Raw genomic sequence first — 17,365 nt, 5'->3', positions numbered from 1 at the left:
GCTTTATCCCTCAACAACTTTTATGAGCGCTTCCATGATCTTGTCCACACTCGCCCACGTGGCGCTGTCGCCGCGCCGGATAATAAACGGCCGCCCCTCGTCCCCGGCCTTGCGCATATCGATATCGATCGGGATAGCGCCAAGGAAAGGCACCGAAAACTCTTCTGCAATCTTTTTACCTCCACCTTTCCCAAAGAGATCGATCTCCTGACCGCAGTGGGGGCAGAGCATCCCGCTCATGTTCTCGATGACACCAAGGACAGGCAGGCCGAGTTTCTCGACGAATTTTATCGCTTTTTTGGAGTCGAGCGTCGCAACATCCTGGGGAGTGGTCACGATCACCGCACCGCGCACGTTGGGCGCGAGCTGGGCAATCGTGAGGGCTTCATCGCCGGTGCCCGGAGGAAGATCCACAACAAGGTAATCCAGAGATCCCCAGTTAACCTCAGTGAGGAACTGGTTGATTGCCGCCATCTTCATGGGCCCGCGCCAGATGATCGGGGTGCTCGTATCCGGCAGCAGGAATGCCATCGATATAACCGAGAGCGACCCGGTAACATGGACCGGTTCGATCCTGTTGCCGAGCATTGACAGTTTGTGATCCTCGATCCCAAGCATCTTTGGGATGTTCGGGCCGTGCATATCGAGATCCAGAAGCCCGACATGATAGCCGTGGCTGGAGAGTGCATATGCAAGGTTCACAGATACCGTCGATTTTCCGACCCCGCCTTTCCCCGAGAGCACAAGGATAACATGTTTTACGTCGATGTCTGCCTTGGGGGGGAGGCCCGGTTTCGAATCTGAGCAGGTTCCCGCTGTTGCACAGCTGGAGCATTCGTGAGAGCAGGAGTCTTTCGTGGGTTTGTCCGGTAAAGTACCGGCAGGTTTCTTTGCCATGGGTTACCTCTTGAGTACGATATGGTACATCTGTCCCCTAACGTTCTCTTTTTAAGACAATAAAGATGTGGAGATGGTAACAGTCCAATTGTGGCAGGGCGGGATGTTATTCCGGTATGCAATCAAGTCCGGGGGAGTAACATTTGATGTCCACCACCGGCGTCCCGTCCAGCGCGTCCAGCCCGCGCACGACCAGCCGGTTATTGTCCCGCCGGACAAGATCGGCAACCGAGAGCCCGATCGGGTTGGGCCGGTGAGGCGACCGGGTGGCAAACACCCCGTGTTCGATACCGGTATGTGGGGGTATGGCAGCGAGAGCTGTGCGATCGGCACGGTCAAGCCAGTAGAGCACGACGAGATGTTTCTCACGTTCCACGTCCCGGAGGCCGGGCACATACGGCTCATAGATCTCAATGACAGACTCTGCATCAGAAAACCGGCCCTGCCGGGGCGCATCTTCTGGTGTTTTGAATGGTGAATGGATCGTTCCTATCGGTATGACTTCAAAGCGGTCGGGGCCGGCCATGGCTGTTCATCCCTGTTCTCCACGTTTTGCGGCGTCCTATAAGAGACTGCCGATATCACGCCCCCCTGTCTGTTTCAGGTAACACCAGTTCAGATCCCCATGAGGAGCGATGGTAGGCAACTTGTTCACCCCCGAATGCACCTTACATGAGCCGGAAATTTCCGGCTGAATCGTCACGCCAGACTCACCTTTTTCCTGTACCACAGTAATGATCAGCATGATGACGCCGCTTGAAGTAACACTTGACTTCCTTGAATTCCCCCCGACCTATACCTGTGACGGCGGCAACTATTCACCGCGCATTACCCTTGTGGGTCTGGACCCGGGCACTGTGTCAATTGCGATCATGCTCTTTAACCCGTTTATCAAGACCTGTTGTTCGTTTACTCCCTGGATCATCTGGAACCTGCTTCCGGAACAGGTAATTCCGGAGGGAATTCCTCGTGAGGGTACGGTCATCGCTCCGGTAGCTGCGGTGCAGGGATTGACAGATTATGGGATCATCGGCTACACCGGCCCCTGCCCCCCCGGGAGAGACTCACCGCTACCAGTTTAAGGTGTATGGGCTCGATGCAATGCTTGCACTCCCGGCTGGATCAGACAAGCACGAGCTGGTGACGGCGATGAAAGGCCATGTGCTCCAGTTCGGGGAAACCGTCGCACTCTGTACCCGGTAACAACTCCCTAGTCATGGCCACCCCAATACCGATCGTTTCCGGATAATTGAGTTACCTTTATGAGACCGGCCGTGGATCATGCCGGTAACGGATGTGAACCGCACATGGAAACCTTAAGCGTCAGAATTTCTGTCAAAACCCTCCCGAGCGCCTACACCTGTGACGGGGAGAACAAGTCGCCGGAGATCGAGGTCGGCGATGTGAATGTCGGGCACTCAAAATGCCTTGCCCTCATCTGCAACGATCCCGATGCTCCCGGTGGCGGCGGTTTTATCCACTGGATTGCATGGAACATAGAGCTCGCGAAGCTTATTCCGGAAAAGATCCCAAAAGACCCCACGGTTACCTTCCCGATCAAGGCTGTACAGGGATTGAACAGTTTTGGGAAGATCGGGTATTCCGGCCCCTGTCCGCCTCACGGCCAGACGCACCGGTACTTCTTCAAGGTATATGGGCTGGATGCCGAACTCGACCTTGCACCTGGTGCCACAAAAAATGAATTTTTACGAGCCATGGGCGGGCATGTCGTCCAGTACGGCGAAACTTACGTGACGTACGGGAGGTAGCCCGGATGCCGGCCTGAAATACGGATCGATACACTCACGATCAACAACGGGCAGTTTTATTCTGATGGCGCATGCCTCCGGACAATACCGGCCCGTAGTACCCTTTTTCCTTTGGTCCAATTCCGCGGGACCAGTGCTTTAAAGGGCGTCAGCCTTAACACCCCCCGCCCCCCAGATTGACGTGTAGTATGAGATCAAAAGGAGCTCGCCCCGGCCTGGATCACGGGCAGGAGTCACAGATTTACCGGTATACGCAACAGCGTGAAGCTCTGCTCTCTTCCCATGCCACACGGAGTGATCAGGCACTGCGGCGGAAGAACCGGAAACCGGGAGATATCCGGACCCCTTATTCACGGGACGCGGACCGGATCCTCCACACCCGGGCATATACGCGGTACATCGACAAGACGCAGGTCTTTTACCTGGTCGAGAACGATCACATCACCCACCGGGTGATCCATGTCCAGCTCGTGTCAAAGATTGCCCGCACGATCGGCCGGTGCCTGCGCCTCAACGAGGATCTGATCGAAGCAATCGCGCTCGGGCACGATATCGGCCACATCCCGTACGGGCATTTTGGCGAGTCCTGCCTCTCGGCACTCTGTGAAGAACACGGGATCGGAAAATTTTCCCACAATGTTCAGAGTATCAGGTTCCTCGACCAGATCGAGGACCAGGATCTGACCATGCAGGTGCTGGACGGTATCCTCTGCCATAACGGCGAGGTGGATGACATCCGTATCTCCCCGGAGCCATGCCCGGACTGGCCGGCATTTGACCGGAAAATACAGGATTATGCAACAGAGAGCCGGTCCGGGGCGCCGATGACCCTGGAAGGCTGTGTTGTCAAATTTGCCGATACGATCGCCTATATCGGGCGCGATCTCCAGGATGCACAGGAGGTCGGCCTTATAACCGATATGAATGACATCCCAAAGGAATGTAAAGAGATTTTCGGGATCGACAACCGTGCCATCATCGATACCCTGATCCACGACCTGCTTGACAACAGCGATGCGGATGAGGCGGGGTTTATCACTTACAGCCCGGAGGTGGAACATGCGCTGGTGACACTTCGGGCGTTCTCCCGGGAACGGATTTACAACAACCCGAAACTGACCGCGGAACGGGACAAGATCAGAACCATGTACCGTATCCTGTTTTCAAAGTATCTTCAGGATGTTGAATCAGATCGTCGCGACTCAAAAATTTTTACAGAATTTATCAATTCGCCATGGGTCAACCGGGACTACAGCCGCTCGACATCCCCTGCCGGGCTTGTCCGTGACTATATCGCCGGCATGACCGACCGGTATTTCCTGAAACGCTTTGAGGAGTGCGTGCTCCCTCGCCGGGTTGAAGGGTCATTCCGGTAAATAGGCACACGAGTCAGTCGTACCTGCCCTTCGGGTGCGCCCAACCGGTAAACCCGCAGTAGATGCACCCGGCACCTTCGCACTCGGGGCAGTGCTTCTTTGGCGCCAGAACAAGGACCGTTCCCGTTTTGTTACAGTACGTGCACCCGATACCGTCGCAGTGCCCGCAGGTCGCAGGCTCATAGGTTTTCTGTTCGTCCGCCATACCGATCACCTGCTCATTTATCGTCCTCATCAAGGTACCGGGAGAGTGCGTCCAGCAGTTCGTCTGCAGTCTGGTACCGGTCTTGTGGCTTCTTTGCCAGGCATTTTAAGATAATCTTTTCCACTGCCTCCGCATCCGGGTTATATTCCGTCGGGGGTGTCGGGTCTTCCCTGACAATCGCATTACCGACTTCAACAATACTTTCTCCCCCAAATGGTATCGATCCGGTGACGAGTTCATAGAAAAGCGCACCCAGCTGGTAGATATCCGTGCGGACGTCCGTCCTGCCAAATTCTGCAGGAGAGACCTGCTCCGGTGCTGCATACGAGAGCGAGAACCCGGCAACGCTTGACTTCTCCATCGTGGTTGCAATGACCTTGCTCATGCCCCAGTCAGAAATTTTCGGGACAAAATAACCGGTCACGAGAATATTATGCGGCTTGATGTCACGGTGGATGATCCCGTGCGCATGGGCGTACGCGAGCCCATCAGCGATCCCATGGACGAGATGCACGGCCTTCCAGACCGGCAGGGGTTTTGCCACCGCTTCAAGCGATCCCGGCACGTACTCCATCTCGACATAAGGAACAGGGAGGATATTAACCTCCAGCACTTCGACGATATTTTTGTGCCGGAGTTTCTGCCACGCAGTGATCTCGTTTAAGAAACATTTGCCGGTCACTTCATCAAAGCTGATGGGGATCTTGACGGCGACCAGCCGGTTGTCCGTTTTACGGTGTGCAGCAAAGACATTTGCCACACCCCCACTCCCGATATGCCTGATATCCATGTACCGGCTCTCAAGTTCCGGGGGGAAATAGAACTTGCGACCTGACGCCGGCGGCGTTTCCTTGGGGGTTTGTTCGACTTCAGTCTCCGGGGCCGTCTTTGTAGACTCTGATCCTGTGTCCGGAGGCGGAGGGATGTTCTCGTGTACTTCTTCAGGTTCATTCAGGTCCGGCACGGGCAGGGGATGCGTCTCGCCGGATGATGAGGGGTTTACCGGGAAACGAGCCAGGTGTTTTTTGCGGGATCTGATGAAGATCATGCCACCAATGCCCACCAGCAGTACCAGCACAAAAAGCGCAACCACCGGTCTGCCACCGTTGTCATTACCTGCCACAGCCCCGATGTCAGCCAGAGGAAACCCCTGATCTACCGGCGCCGTTTTCCGGGTATTCACAGGGATTGACGTTACCGTTACGGCAAGGTTACCGGAAGCAGCAGGGCTGATCAGCGAATAATACTCAATAGGATCCATGAGAGGGGCAGGATCAGCTGTGTTCTGGATTGCTACGATCCCCAGGTTGAGATTCGTTCCGGACCCCACCGCATACGGTGTATCCCCAATGCCATTGGAATTCTGGTCAGTTCCATGGTAATCGCTCCAGTAATTACCCATCCTGCCCAGAACAGCCTTTCCCAGATACACATATGACATAACCGACGAGGATTCCCACTGCGAACCGGTGCTTTTTGACAGGACATTCTCTGTATTGGAAAATGTGTTATAGGTAACCGTATTGGAGGTGGATGTTTCATCAAGCGTTATTCCAATGGCGTTTTTTAGTATCCGGTTTCCCTCAATCAAGTTGTTCTTTGCATTTGTGAGCACGATACCTGCGCTGCTGCTGCCAGTGACAGTGTTGCCGGTAATAGTATTATCGTCTGCAGATGCCAGCTGGATTCCCTCTGCATTCCCCATAAGGGTGTTATTCTCTATCGTGTTCCCGTCTGAGGTAATCAGGACCCCGCTCATTGCCGCACTGTTCTGGAGAATAAAACCCTTGACGGTACAACCATCCGCGACAATCGCAAGGGCCGCCCCCTGCGATCCCGGGTCAATAACCGGTGCGCCGCCACCGGTATCGACCCCGATAAGCGTGATCTTCTTATCGATTCTGACCGCTTCCGGGTAGGTCCCGCTCCTGACCGTGATCGTATCCAGGGGGGATGCCCAGGTGACCGCAGCCTGGATGCTGGTAAACCCCCCTCCTGTAGGCGCAACAGTGTACTGTGCTCCCGCTACCGGAGAAATACATACCGCACCTATGAGCAGCACTATTACACAGCAGAACAGGAAGTTGCTGAGATTGCGCATCATGAAGGGGAAACCAGAATTCTGAAGCATTTTTTTATTCATCGGTCCATGTCAGGACCTAAAGGACAGTACTCGTCCATACACTCATATTATGAATACTCATTTGTGGATTTTCGGGATGATCAAGAGCAGCCTCATCCCACCCGCTCCTTTCGCAAGTTCAAGGAGATCACCGTCATGAACCTGTGTGGGTACACCAGATTCCAGCGGCGCATTGTTCAATACTGTTCCGCCAGTACTCCCGCAGTCTTCAAAATACCATGCATTCTTTTTCGAGAGGAATCTTCCATGGGGTTTTGATATCCGGGTTACCGCTGTATAGGTACCGGAAATCTCGACACCCGCATCCCCGATCGCATCCGCCGGGTGTTCGGGGTCGATTCTCCCGACAGGGACGGTGTCAGCTTTCAAAAGGAAGATCCTGCCATCATCATGGCCACCCAGAACGATTGCTGCCGGCACGTTACCCAGCACTTCCTGAGTGAGCGTGCTTTTAACCGATTCCAGCCTCTTGGAGATCTCTCCCCCGATGATCTGGACACGTGTATTGGAGAACAGTCCGAGATTCCGGATAATGGCTTCCATACCGCCAGGCACAAGGGAGTACTGCCAGACGGGATGAATACCTTTTGATGTGGGAGCGCCGAGGCCCGCCTCTTTTTTTATCACCCCGACACTCATGAGCCTGTCAAGGTGTTTTTTGGTGTTTTCGTAGCTGGTCTCGATCTCATGGGAGATCGCCCGCGCGTCACGGGGTTTCTTTTCGAGAAACTTCACGATTTTAAGCCGGGCGCTACTTGATAGCACATCCAGATATTCCGAAAGCTCGTCGAGCGATTCAGCAGTATCCTCAACAACAATCGTGGGAAACTTATCTGCCGGGTCCATATATATTCCTGAGAAGTACGTCGCTTTGTCGTCCTATAACCCTATGCATGAACAAATGATACGGATTTACTGGTTTATGTGTTGTCCTTCCCTTATGCACCGTGTAACCTGCAGGTTCAATGCTCTAACCCGAAACATGGGGGTAATATATCTGGCGCAGGATGCAACCATGAGATCAGGTGATAGCCGTTAAGAGTTTCGGCGTGTCACCGACCCATGAGAGAACCAAACGGAGGCACACGCGACGGATACCGGTAAGATCATGATGGGAACCGCACTGCTCCTGATCATGGTCGGTCTCCTGGTACACCCGGCGGATGCCGCAGAACCCGGTGACATTCCCACAGTTGGGTTGGGGAATGTTATCGTAGACATGGGACCGGTGCCGGGATACAGTGACACATCCAGCATGACCGGAATAACCGGGCCCTTCCATTCCGCCACGCACCCATACGAATGATTGCCGCCACCCCCATCCCTTCGGGAGACCCTCGTGTTACACACATGAGTGCCATGAGGGACGGGTTGCAATGGTGGCTTCTCAGATATATTCATGCCCGGCAGGTTCGTGAAACACAAGCATCCTGCCGGAAAAATCCTGATGCAACTCCTCCAGGCTTCATACAGGAAAAGCCAACCCAATTCTCCTTTTTTTTAATTTTTCCGGACTGCTACCGGGGGTTCGCCAAAAATCCGGGATTTCATCGGTTCATATTCCTGTTCAAAACTGTCACGAAGTCGTAGATGTTTTTTGATCTGCATGATATTCCGGCGTTTCAGGAAAGAAAAGGGACATGAAATAACAGCCGGACAGCCAGTGGAGGTCAGGAATCAGGGGATGACCATCCAGATCATCACCGCGCAGAATACAAAAAAGCGGGGGGGAATTATCCTGGGTTTGATATTGTTCTTATCGCTTCTTGCGCATTGTCAGGACAACGGTACAGGTTCCGACAATCCCAAGAGCGGCAATTGCGATCATTCCTGAAGAGGGGGATTTTCTGGTAGTGGTTGGAATCGGCGTCAGTACAGCGGCCGTAGTCGCCTTTGTTGTCGGGCGCACCGAATACGTGGGCAGGGGCGTTGTTATCTGCGTGGGTGGTGTTGTGAGTGTAGCCGGAACCGGGGCCGTGAGAACTACGTTATCGATCCACCCTCTGGCATAAATGTTCATTGTGCCATAATCACCGACAGAACCGATATAAATCCGGTTCATGCCCTTGAGGGGATCCGGGATACTGATATAGTAACTCCAGAGCTGCTCGCCGGTTGCCTTGTTGGTGACGGTTTCGGTCACAACATTCGTATCAGCATTATAATCCGCTTCGACGTGATAAGTGGTATTGACTTCATACTTGACGCTCGGTCCTTTATATGAGGATGTATCACTGCTGACCTCTACCTGTTTTGCACTTTGGGTAACGACGTGAAGCACCATGATCTGGCCGTATTTTGCGTTGGTAAATTCGGTAACAACGTTCGGACCTTTATTGAAATCCATATCGGTGCCGGAAAAACCCAGCCGGAACGTCGCGCCCGTATCAACTTGATCCAGTGTGACATCGTACTGAAGATTAAACGATCCACTCCCGTACTTGATCGCGGGCGAGTACGCAGAATTTTGGGTACTTGGCTCAATACGGAAATGGTACGTCTCATTTGCCTTATCCCAGTAGTCCCAAGAGGGATTGTTGGTCGTCCATTGCGGGTTCGTGGCAAATGAAGTTTGGTAGATTACCCCCCCCTGCGTCCCGGTATCAGCCTGGATCGGACACGTCAGGATAATGAGCGCCGCAACAAGCGCAAGAATAAAGAAAATCCGTGGATTTTTCATGGATAAAACTCCCTTCTATCAAACGACGACCGTGCCAAGATACTCTCACGGACCAAGATATGCCCCGGGCACATGAACACGAACATGTAGTGTATTATTATGCTGCACTGCCGTTTTTAAAAATATCGACCCGACAATCCCCAGTAAAAGACAGGCAACCCGGATCAAACACTATATTTATCTTCGGAATAAGGCAATATCATAGAGCAGAATTAAAAACGCGATAGTAGTCTAGCGGCAGGACAGGAGCTTCCCAAGCTTCTAACCCGGGTTCGATCCCCGGCTATCGCATCAGTATGGACACGGAACCTGAACGCTGTGCAATGCGGATCATTGCCGAGAACACCAAGGGCGTGCTGAGGGACATCACGACGGTGATTGCTGGACATGGGGCGAACATCCTCATGGTAAACCAGGAGATCTTCGATTCCGGCCCACATACAGGAATGGGAGAACTCTATATAGAATACGAACCGGGGCCTGATCGCGAACAACTGGTGCTTGACCTTGAGGCGATAACATCGGTCAGGGACGTAAAATCATTCCAGCCCTTTGGCGATATCTTCGGCTCCCGTGTAATTATCATCGGAGGCGGCGCACAGGTCGCCCAGGTGGCGCTTGGCGCAGTAAACGAGGCCGACCGGCACAATATCCGGGGCGAACGGATATCGGTGGATACCATCCCCCTTGTCGGGGAACGGACTCTCGCACTTGCTGTTGACGCGGTCTCGCGCCTGCCCCGTGCATCCATCCTCGTGCTTGCCGGGTCGATTATGGGCGGGGAGATCTCAAAAGCGGTCGACCGTGTGCGGGAGGCAGGTATCCCGGTCATCGCGCTCAAGATGGCGGGAACCGTGCCACAACATGCCGACCTTGTCGTCACCGACCCGATCCAAGCAGGAGTGTTTGCCGTCATGCACGTGAGCAGCAAGGCAGTCTTTGATATCAACCGTGTCCGCGGTAGGGAATTTTAATGGATATCATTGAACGGGCCGTGTCGGTGCTGATGCATGACGGCCTCATCGTCTATCCGACCGATACCCTCTATGGCCTTGGCGCCGATGCCTTCTCGGAAGAGGCAATAGTGAAAGTCTACGAGGCCAAAAAGCGGGATCTTGCAAAGCCGATCTCCATTATGGTCTCCGATTTCGAGATGCTTGCCGCAGTCTCCCGTATCGATCCCAGGATGGGAATGTTTATCAGAAGATTCCTGCCCGGGCCGGTGACGGTAGTGGTGCCGGCACGAAAGACGATTCCCGGTATCCTGACTGGCGGGACCGGACTCATTGGCATCCGTATCCCGGCGCACGACATTGCCCGGCAGATCATCGAGCGGTTCGATGCACCCCTGACCGCAACGAGCGCAAACCTCTCCGGAGGAAAAGACCCCCAGACCCCGGACGAATGCACGGTGCCCCACGATCTTCTTATCGATGGCGGCAGACTGCCCGGGACACCAAGCACGGTTGTCGATCTTACAACGAAAACTATCATCCGTCGCGGCGCGAACGCCGATATAATAGAAGAATTTTTGAGATCCTGCTGATAAAGAGACTGCCACATGCTGCCGATCCGCCTGCGCGATTTTGTGGAAGATCCTGATGGCTGGCTCTATGCAGTTTCAAGCTATGACAATGAAAAAAACGTCGGGTGCGTGCTCAGGTATGTCCCGGGCAATGAGGGCGAACGGGTTGACCCATCCGGCCAGCGATACCGTAAATACGATTTCGAGGACGCATACAGGAAGATCGCACGTGAAAAACCGGCATACTCCGGCCTTGTCCAGCGCATTCCCATCGCCGATCTGCGCCGGGTGTTAAAACCGGATCTGGAGATCTCCCGGATCGCCGCATCGCATCACAGGGTCCATAAACTTCTTGACCTGTTCCAGCTGCCGCCGGGTGCTGTCGGTTGTACCGGGTCGCTCCTGTGCGGCCTTGAGAACGAAAGTTCGGATATTGACATGGTGGTATACGGGAAACACTGGTTTACTGCACAGGCGCTTGTGAAACAGGGTATCGCTGACGGCAGGATCGAGGGCATGTCTCCGGATATGTGGCGCAAGGTGTACGAGAAGCGCAAACCTGAGATCCCTTATGATATCTTTGTTCTTCACGAGCAGCGGAAATGGAACCGGGGCCAGATTGAGGGTACCTATTTCGATATTCTCTATACGCGCTCCTATGATAACCTCGCCGGGGCACCTTCCGGTAAAGGAGATGTGCTCGGTAAACAGACGATCGTTGCAAAGGTGACCGATGCTTCGCTCGCATTTGACAACCCGGCAGTCTACAATGTCGAGCACGAATCGGTCACAAACGTCCTCTCGTTTACCCATACCTACAGCGGGCAGGCATTCACAGGAGAGACCATTGAGGCGTGCGGGGTCCTGGAGCAGCATGGCCGGGAACGCTGGCTCATCATCGGGACGACCCGTCAGGCAAAAGGGGAATATATTATTTCAAAGACGCTGCTTGGGAAGTGATTTTGTTTTTCTTCTCCTCAAAGTCTACAATTTTGTCTACAAATGTCGTTATATGGGGGAGGATCACGGGATCGAGACCGTTTTACACGCATAAAAAGATGTCCGACACTTCAGATATCTTCAGTTTGTTGACCACAAAGTGAAGGAATTTCGAAGTGGTCGCCAACGGGATATGGATCAGGAGCATGCTTACAGAGTCAAAGATAATGCATTTACGGGGCGAGGGGATCGGCTTAAGAAATTCCGTAATAGCAATTCCGAGGCCGGTCAGATCCGACGGTTGGTTGATATACCGGATATGCGGGCCTGTATGCGTAGTACCTCCCGAATAATGGGTGACCGCATCGATGACGTAATGGTATTGGGTACCCCCATATAACAGAATGAACCTCCCCCGCTCATCGGGGGCTCCCATTTATGGCCGTCATACTGCCCGGTTACCTGTAGCATTAATCTGCGTATTCCTGCTCACGAGCACATTATACGCATCGTGCGCCGGGTTATACCGCACCAGCACATCTCTTAATTCAAGCACAGCCCCGTACGGTGCAGAGACCAGATCCCGGTTTGACGGGGTGATATGAAATACAGGCAGCACCCCGTACACTGGTTTTTCCGCCGAACCGTCGCAGAGCCTGAACATATGGGTCTCCTTATCGCCGAGATCCTCGGACATCTTTGCCGCCACCACCGTGATCCGTTTTCCCACGTTCAGGTGTATCCGGGACAACCGCATGGCATTAGTACCCTTTGGGAGATGACAGGGCGAACGTGTTTTCCCATCCTTCCGTAGCATCACGTAACTGTACTTGATATCAGTGTTCACGTACCGGAACGGCTCGTCGCACACCGCAAGTATGTTCATGATCCGGGTGGGCCGGATGGAGGGGGCAGTCTGGAAACTCCAGCACCGGTCCGGCGTGCAGTTAGTGCCCCAGACAAACGTGCAGGGCGCATAGATGGAGAGCCCCCGCTTTTTCAGCGCAAGCGAAAGGACACGCAGATTGGTAGAGGTCGTCTCTTCCGCGGGCTCGACAATAAGAATTGTGCCGTCCGGTGCAAGCCGGTCTGCATATTTCATGACAACGTCTACACGCGCTGCAACCGGCAGGCCGGCCAGCTCGTTAAGCACGTTCGAGAAAACTATAAGATCGACACGCTCCGGGAGCGCCACTTCCCCGGGTGAGGTGATATCCGCTTCAAGAGCGGGCTTGATTGTCACCAGGGAATCCTTTGTGGCAACACTTTTTACCAGATGCGTAAATGCCTCGATATGCTCTTTTGAACGTTCGACCGGGAAGACCGTTGCCCGGGCCGTATCCAGGCACGTCCAGAAATCCGCGACGGCAAGCGGTATGACTCCCGGCCCGGTGCCGAGATCGAGAATAGTCATCTCACGTTTCAGCAGACCGTCGCGGGCGAGTTCGGCAAGCAGGTGCCGGGTCTGCATGAAGTAGACCGGGAAATGGTACGCAAGATAGCCGAGCACCGAATACCCTTTCGTGTACAGGAGTGACCGTTTGTTTGTCGGTTTCCAGTAATCGTCCTTCTGGGCAACAATGGCACGGCGGAGCCGTTCGAGGATGACCGGGTCAGACCAGTCCTTACCGGTTTTTCTTGTGATATACTGCCCGATGGCCTCTTCGAGCGCCGGGGGAATGGTACGAAGTTCAAGGTACTCACTGAGTCGTTGTTCCTCGGCAGCGTTCAGAAAGTATGCCGGGGATGGCAGGAGCCGCGAGATCTCGTAATCATCGCGGATCTTTTTTACGGCAAGGCCGAGATCGGCAAGGTGCGGCAGGAGTGCTGCGTACATCTGGTCGACCGTCTCCGGGTCATCAAGGTAAACTGCAATCTCAGAAAGCAGAAAAGCCGGTTTTGCGGATGCGACGTATTTTATCGTTGAAATAAACTGCTTTTCTGTCATAACCTGCCGGAATCTTTGCACCGGGCACTCATACATCTTTGGATAGCAGTTGCACCATTCTCCTGCCGTTTCCCGCGGGAGATATGACGATATATCAGGTCTCTTCCCTTACCGGTTCCCCGGTTTATGAGGCTCAACGGGTGAACCGTCCGGTTCATGTACCTGGAGGATGACATACATGTGAGGGATGGCAGCATGCTGGATCATTGTCCCGGAGCGGCAAACCTGAAAACGCCGACACTTGCAATCAAAAAGTGCCCACAGTGCGGGGAAGAAGTCGAACTATTTTCCAACGATGTCTCGGTGAAGTGCAGCACATGCGGATTTGTAATCTATAACGATATTGCATCATGCGTACAGTGGTGCAAACACGCCCGGGAATGCGTGGGCGATGAGATGTACCGGAAACTCACGGAAAAGAGGGTTGCGTGACAGGAAAGGCCGGGGCGTTTTCCTGATTTGCAGGGTTATTTCCCGGCCCCGCACCCGTGCTGGTGCTCGCCGGGCACCCAACGGTCGCCATCCTTGCGGATCTCTTTTTTCCAGATCGGGACGCCCGCTTTGATCGCCTCGATGATAAACCGGGAGCCTTCGTAGGCCTGCTCGCGGTGCCCCGCTCCCACTACAATGACAAGGATGTTTTCCCCGACGGCAAGACGTCCGATCCGGTGGATAATATCGACAGAGAGCAGGTTGCAGGTCTTTTTTGCTTCTGACACGATCTTCTCCAGTTCAGGGAGCGCAACTTCCTCATACGCCTCCAGTTCCATCTCGCGGATATCATCGTCCCGGACGATCCCGTCAAAGACGACAATGGCGCCGGTCCCCTGCTGCTTTGCCGCAGTGATCATTTTTCCGATGTCGACATCCTCTGTCTGAATTGTGATCATAACCGCACTCCTTAACCACCTGCAACCGGGGGAAACACCGCGATCTCATCACCTTCAGCAACCCTGATTGCTGGCGCATCGGACGTTTCCACGCGTTTGCCGTTCTGCATCAGGATAACATACTCGCGGAAGGCACCCTTCTCATCGAAGATCGCATCGTACCCTTCCTGGTTCTTTCCGGCCACATCCTTAACGAGGTCAGACAGCCCCTTGTTCTTCGGAGCATCGACCACGATATCGGTCCCGAGCAGTTCCCGGAACCGGGCGAAAAACCTGATCCTGACGGTCATTTCTTCTTTCCTGTTGTAATTTTCTTTGCTTTTACTGCTGTTGTATCCTTTGATATATGCCCTGTGCCGCACGATATGCAGGCCGGGTTTCTTACAACAGCAATTTCTTCCGCGTGCGCTGTCATCCCGTCCCAGATCAGGAGACGGTTTGCCAACAGTTCCCCGGTGCCAAGCAGGTACCTGAGTACCTCGTTGACCTGGATCATCCCGATGAATCCCGGCGTCACTCCAATCACAGGGAAGACTTCCTTTGGGGGGGCAGAAGGAAAGATACAGCGCAGGCACGCGGTCTTTCCCGGGATGATCGTGGTCGCCTGCCCGTAGAACCCCCGTATTGCGCCGTGGAAGAGCGGGATCTTTTTTTCAAGCGCGATATCGTTGAGAAGGTACCGGGTGGGATAGTTGTCCATCGCATCGACAATGCCATCCGCCCGGCCGACAAGCTGTGCACAGTTCGATTCATCGATGGTAGTATCGATCACTTTAACGGTAATATCGGGGTTGATCGCATGCAGTTTTTCTTCGGCCGATACAACCTTCTTCCTGCCGATATCCCGGTCACAGTGCAGGATCTGCCGGTTGAGGTTGGTCTGTTCGACGACATCCTTGTCCACTACCGTGAGGGTGCCCACCCCGGCGACCGCAAGATAGATCGAGACCGGTGAGCCAAGCCCCCCGGCCCCGGCAATAAAAATATTGGCCTTTTTCAAACGTTCCTGCCCTTCGTCGCCAAAGAGCATCATCTGCCGTTTGTACCGTTCGCGTTCGCGTCTGGAAAGCATCTGTTTCACCGGAATAATTGGAAATACGAGGGTGCCTGCCCTACTGCTGACACACGGGATCTTCACCGTGCTCATGTGAATGAGAGGATGACTCCTGCCACGACTCAAGGCCATGCTTGACGCGATAATCATTGATTGCCTTATGGATGCCTTCTTCTGCGAGCACCGAGCAGTGCATCTTTATTGGCGGCAGGCCGTCAAGTGCCTCGGCGACCGCTTTGTTGGAAAGTTTCCAGGCATCCTCAAGCGATTTTCCCCGGACAAGTTCGGTGGCCATGCTGCTTGATGCGATTGCCGCACCGCAGCCGAATGTCTTGAACTTTGCGTCGATGATAACATTATTCTCGATCTTCAAAAAGATCTTCATGATATCGCCGCAGACCGGGTTCCCGACCTCCCCGACACCGTCAGGGTTCTCAATCTCGCCGACGTTGCGCGGATTTTTAAAATGATCCATCACGGTTTCGCTATACATTGCATCCTCCGTTTTTTGCCGATTTCTGGTACAAGGGAGACATATCCCGCAGGCGTGATACCACTTTCGGCAGCACCTCAAGCACAAAATCAACATCTTCCTCAGTGTTGGCATCGCCAAGCGTCAGCCGCAGCGAACCGTGCGAGATTTCCACCGGGAGGCCGGTGGCAAGCAGCACGTGCGAGGGTTCGAGCGAACCGGACGTGCAGGCGCTGCCGGTCGATGCGCAGATACCCTCATCGTCAAGCCACAGGAGCATGGACTCCCCTTCGATAAATTCAAAACTGACATTGAAGTTCCCCGACAGCCGTTCAGTCGGGTGACCGTTAAGACGGGCATACGGGATCTTCTCAAGAACGCCCTTTAAGAGCCGGTCGCGCATCGCCCGGATCCGTGCGTTATGGCCTTCGATATTGACTGTTGCAAGTTCGATGGCCTTCCCGCACCCGACAATCCCGGCAATATTCTCGGTGCCGGCACGTTTCTTCCTCTCCTGGCCGCCGCCATGGATCAGGTTCTCGATCCGGATGCCTTTTCTGATATAGAGCGCCCCGACTCCCTTGGGGCCGTAGAACTTGTGGGCGGAGAGCGAGAGCATATCGATATTCTGCGCCTTCACGTCAATAGGGATATTCCCGATCGCCTGTACCGCATCGGTGTGGAAGTACACCTTGTGCCTCTTTGCAATCTCCGCAAGTTCCCGGATCGGTTCGATGGTGCCGATCTCGTTGTTCGCGTACATGATTGAAACAAGAACCGTCTTGTCAGTGATCGCCTTCTCAAGGTCTGTCGGATCGACGCGGCCGTATCGGTCGACGGGGAGGTAAGTCACCACAAATCCCTCTTTTTCAAGGAACTGGCAGGTGTGGAGGACGGCGTGGTGCTCGATTTTCGTGGTAATGATGTGGTTGCCCCGCTTCCGGTTGGCATAGGCAACACCTTTTATCGCCCAGTTGTCGGATTCGCTCCCGCACGAGGTAAAATAAATCTCGTCGGGATCCGCCCCGAGCGCTTTTGCCACCTGTGCCCGGGCCGTATCAATGGCAGTCTTTGATTCGCGTGCAATCCCGTAGATGGATGAGGGGTTGCCAAAGTGCTGGGTGAAGTAAGGGATCATCGCATCTACGACTTCATTTTTCGCGTATGTCGTGGCGGAGTGATCCATGTAGATGATACGCTGTTTTCCCATGCTTTCTTACCTTGTATACGTGAATATGTGCTCTCGTCGTCTGATTATTCTTTTGTTGTCACAATGGGGTCACCCTGTATATCCCGGTTGGCCCGGTTATTTCACATGAACCGGTCCTCGCAAAGATGACGCGCCGTTTTCCCATTCTGAAGCAAATGAGACATTGCTTTTTATTGTCGCACAACTGATTCACAATTGTGAATACAACATATTATGTAACAATTGTGATAATTTAAAAGTTGTGATATGATGGAAGC

General features: G+C 53.8%; 21 protein-coding genes and 1 tRNA gene. 9 read left to right on the top strand and 13 right to left on the bottom strand.

Going from position 1 to position 17,365, the window contains the following annotated elements; genetic code table 11:
• Positions 1 to 3 precede the first annotated feature (3 nt).
• Together QZN75_RS01580 and tsaA are read right to left on the bottom strand one after the other, a co-directional pair.
• Positions 4 to 897 (bottom strand): Mrp/NBP35 family ATP-binding protein, encoded by an 894-nt coding sequence (locus QZN75_RS01580; RefSeq protein ID WP_292423899.1) that lies wholly within the window; start codon positions 895 to 897, stop codon positions 4 to 6.
• 106 nt (positions 898 to 1,003) lie between these two features.
• Positions 1,004 to 1,423, bottom strand: a complete 420-nt coding sequence (tsaA, locus tag QZN75_RS01575) for a tRNA (N6-threonylcarbamoyladenosine(37)-N6)-methyltransferase TrmO (protein ID WP_292423896.1) — start codon at positions 1,421 to 1,423, stop codon at positions 1,004 to 1,006.
• 208 nt (positions 1,424 to 1,631) lie between these two features.
• Here tsaA and QZN75_RS01570 point away from each other — a divergent pair, with 208 nt between their 5' ends.
• The 4 genes from QZN75_RS01570 (at position 1,632) to QZN75_RS01555 (ending at position 4,042) form a co-directional block, all read left to right on the top strand.
• Positions 1,632 to 1,979: a YbhB/YbcL family Raf kinase inhibitor-like protein gene (locus QZN75_RS01570; protein WP_292423893.1), complete on the top strand. Its 348-nt coding sequence runs from the start codon at positions 1,632 to 1,634 to the stop codon at positions 1,977 to 1,979.
• A gap of 19 nt (positions 1,980 to 1,998) precedes the next feature.
• On the top strand, positions 1,999 to 2,100 hold the full coding sequence (locus QZN75_RS01565) for a hypothetical protein (RefSeq protein ID WP_292423890.1): 102 nt from the start codon (positions 1,999 to 2,001) through the stop codon (positions 2,098 to 2,100).
• Positions 2,101 to 2,204: 104 nt separating this feature from the next.
• Positions 2,205 to 2,666, top strand: a complete 462-nt coding sequence (locus QZN75_RS01560; RefSeq protein WP_292423887.1) for a YbhB/YbcL family Raf kinase inhibitor-like protein — start codon at positions 2,205 to 2,207, stop codon at positions 2,664 to 2,666.
• Positions 2,667 to 2,854: 188 nt separating this feature from the next.
• Entirely contained in the window at positions 2,855 to 4,042 is a 1,188-nt protein-coding gene (locus QZN75_RS01555; RefSeq protein ID WP_292423885.1) for a deoxyguanosinetriphosphate triphosphohydrolase family protein, read from the top strand.
• A gap of 13 nt (positions 4,043 to 4,055) precedes the next feature.
• Here QZN75_RS01555 and QZN75_RS01550 read toward each other — a convergent pair whose 3' ends face one another.
• The 5 genes from QZN75_RS01550 to QZN75_RS01530 all read right to left on the bottom strand — a co-directional run bounded on the left by QZN75_RS01550 (position 4,056) and on the right by QZN75_RS01530 (position 9,070).
• Positions 4,056 to 4,247, bottom strand: a complete 192-nt coding sequence (locus QZN75_RS01550; protein WP_292423882.1) for a hypothetical protein — start codon at positions 4,245 to 4,247, stop codon at positions 4,056 to 4,058.
• Between the two features lie 13 nt (positions 4,248 to 4,260).
• On the bottom strand, positions 4,261 to 6,351 hold the full coding sequence (locus QZN75_RS01545; RefSeq protein ID WP_292423879.1) for a NosD domain-containing protein: 2,091 nt from the start codon (positions 6,349 to 6,351) through the stop codon (positions 4,261 to 4,263).
• A 96-nt stretch (positions 6,352 to 6,447) separates the two neighbouring features.
• Positions 6,448 to 7,236, bottom strand: a complete 789-nt coding sequence (locus tag QZN75_RS01540; protein WP_292423876.1) for an FHA domain-containing protein — start codon at positions 7,234 to 7,236, stop codon at positions 6,448 to 6,450.
• Between the two features lie 175 nt (positions 7,237 to 7,411).
• A complete protein-coding gene (locus QZN75_RS01535) occupies positions 7,412 to 7,672 on the bottom strand; it encodes a hypothetical protein (RefSeq protein WP_292423874.1) in 261 nt (86 codons plus the stop codon).
• Between the two features lie 474 nt (positions 7,673 to 8,146).
• On the bottom strand, positions 8,147 to 9,070 hold the full coding sequence (locus QZN75_RS01530; protein ID WP_292423871.1) for a hypothetical protein: 924 nt from the start codon (positions 9,068 to 9,070) through the stop codon (positions 8,147 to 8,149).
• Positions 9,071 to 9,290: 220 nt separating this feature from the next.
• Between QZN75_RS01530 and QZN75_RS01525 the strand changes: the two genes are divergently transcribed.
• The 4 genes from QZN75_RS01525 (at position 9,291) to QZN75_RS01510 (ending at position 11,555) form a co-directional block, all read left to right on the top strand.
• A tRNA-Gly gene (locus tag QZN75_RS01525) sits at positions 9,291 to 9,361 on the top strand.
• Between the two features lie 5 nt (positions 9,362 to 9,366).
• Entirely contained in the window at positions 9,367 to 10,044 is a 678-nt protein-coding gene (locus tag QZN75_RS01520; RefSeq protein ID WP_292423868.1) for a DUF5612 domain-containing protein, read from the top strand.
• A complete protein-coding gene (locus QZN75_RS01515) occupies positions 10,044 to 10,616 on the top strand; it encodes an L-threonylcarbamoyladenylate synthase (protein WP_292423865.1) in 573 nt (190 codons plus the stop codon). The genes QZN75_RS01520 and QZN75_RS01515 overlap by 1 nt, the downstream gene beginning before the upstream one ends.
• 15 nt (positions 10,617 to 10,631) lie before the next feature.
• The gene (locus QZN75_RS01510; protein ID WP_292423863.1) at positions 10,632 to 11,555 is read left to right on the top strand and encodes a nucleotidyltransferase domain-containing protein; all 924 of its coding nucleotides are present in this window, start codon (positions 10,632 to 10,634) and stop codon (positions 11,553 to 11,555) included.
• A 424-nt stretch (positions 11,556 to 11,979) separates the two neighbouring features.
• On the opposite strand, the gene QZN75_RS01505 is transcribed toward QZN75_RS01510, so the two are convergent.
• A complete protein-coding gene (locus QZN75_RS01505) occupies positions 11,980 to 13,482 on the bottom strand; it encodes a small ribosomal subunit Rsm22 family protein (protein WP_292423861.1) in 1,503 nt (500 codons plus the stop codon).
• A gap of 195 nt (positions 13,483 to 13,677) precedes the next feature.
• Between QZN75_RS01505 and QZN75_RS01500 the strand changes: the two genes are divergently transcribed.
• The gene (locus QZN75_RS01500) at positions 13,678 to 13,914 is read left to right on the top strand and encodes a hypothetical protein (RefSeq protein WP_292423858.1); all 237 of its coding nucleotides are present in this window, start codon (positions 13,678 to 13,680) and stop codon (positions 13,912 to 13,914) included.
• Between the two features lie 35 nt (positions 13,915 to 13,949).
• Here QZN75_RS01500 and QZN75_RS01495 read toward each other — a convergent pair whose 3' ends face one another.
• From QZN75_RS01495 to nifS, 5 genes are read right to left on the bottom strand one after another with little or no spacing between them, the layout of a single operon-like run.
• Positions 13,950 to 14,372, bottom strand: coding sequence for a molybdenum cofactor biosynthesis protein MoaE (locus tag QZN75_RS01495; RefSeq protein ID WP_292423855.1), 423 nt, complete (start codon positions 14,370 to 14,372; stop codon positions 13,950 to 13,952).
• A gap of 11 nt (positions 14,373 to 14,383) precedes the next feature.
• The gene (locus QZN75_RS01490; RefSeq protein WP_292423852.1) at positions 14,384 to 14,662 is read right to left on the bottom strand and encodes a ubiquitin-like small modifier protein 1; all 279 of its coding nucleotides are present in this window, start codon (positions 14,660 to 14,662) and stop codon (positions 14,384 to 14,386) included.
• Positions 14,659 to 15,444: a HesA/MoeB/ThiF family protein gene (locus QZN75_RS01485; protein WP_292423851.1), complete on the bottom strand. Its 786-nt coding sequence runs from the start codon at positions 15,442 to 15,444 to the stop codon at positions 14,659 to 14,661. Before QZN75_RS01485 ends, QZN75_RS01490 begins: the two co-directional genes overlap by 4 nt.
• A 40-nt stretch (positions 15,445 to 15,484) precedes the next feature.
• On the bottom strand, positions 15,485 to 15,919 hold the full coding sequence (gene nifU, locus QZN75_RS01480) for a Fe-S cluster assembly scaffold protein NifU (protein WP_292423848.1): 435 nt from the start codon (positions 15,917 to 15,919) through the stop codon (positions 15,485 to 15,487).
• Positions 15,912 to 17,108 (bottom strand): cysteine desulfurase NifS, encoded by a 1,197-nt coding sequence (nifS, locus tag QZN75_RS01475; RefSeq protein WP_292423845.1) that lies wholly within the window; start codon positions 17,106 to 17,108, stop codon positions 15,912 to 15,914. Before nifS ends, nifU begins: the two co-directional genes overlap by 8 nt.
• Positions 17,109 to 17,365: the final 257 nt, after the last annotated feature.

Origin of the sequence: Methanoregula sp. (genome assembly GCF_003170075.1) — an archaeon.
In the GTDB taxonomy this organism is placed as follows: Archaea; Halobacteriota; Methanomicrobia; order Methanomicrobiales; family Methanospirillaceae; genus Methanoregula.
The sequence above is the reverse complement of the archived record's forward strand: the minus strand, read 5'-3'. Positions and strand labels throughout refer to the sequence as shown.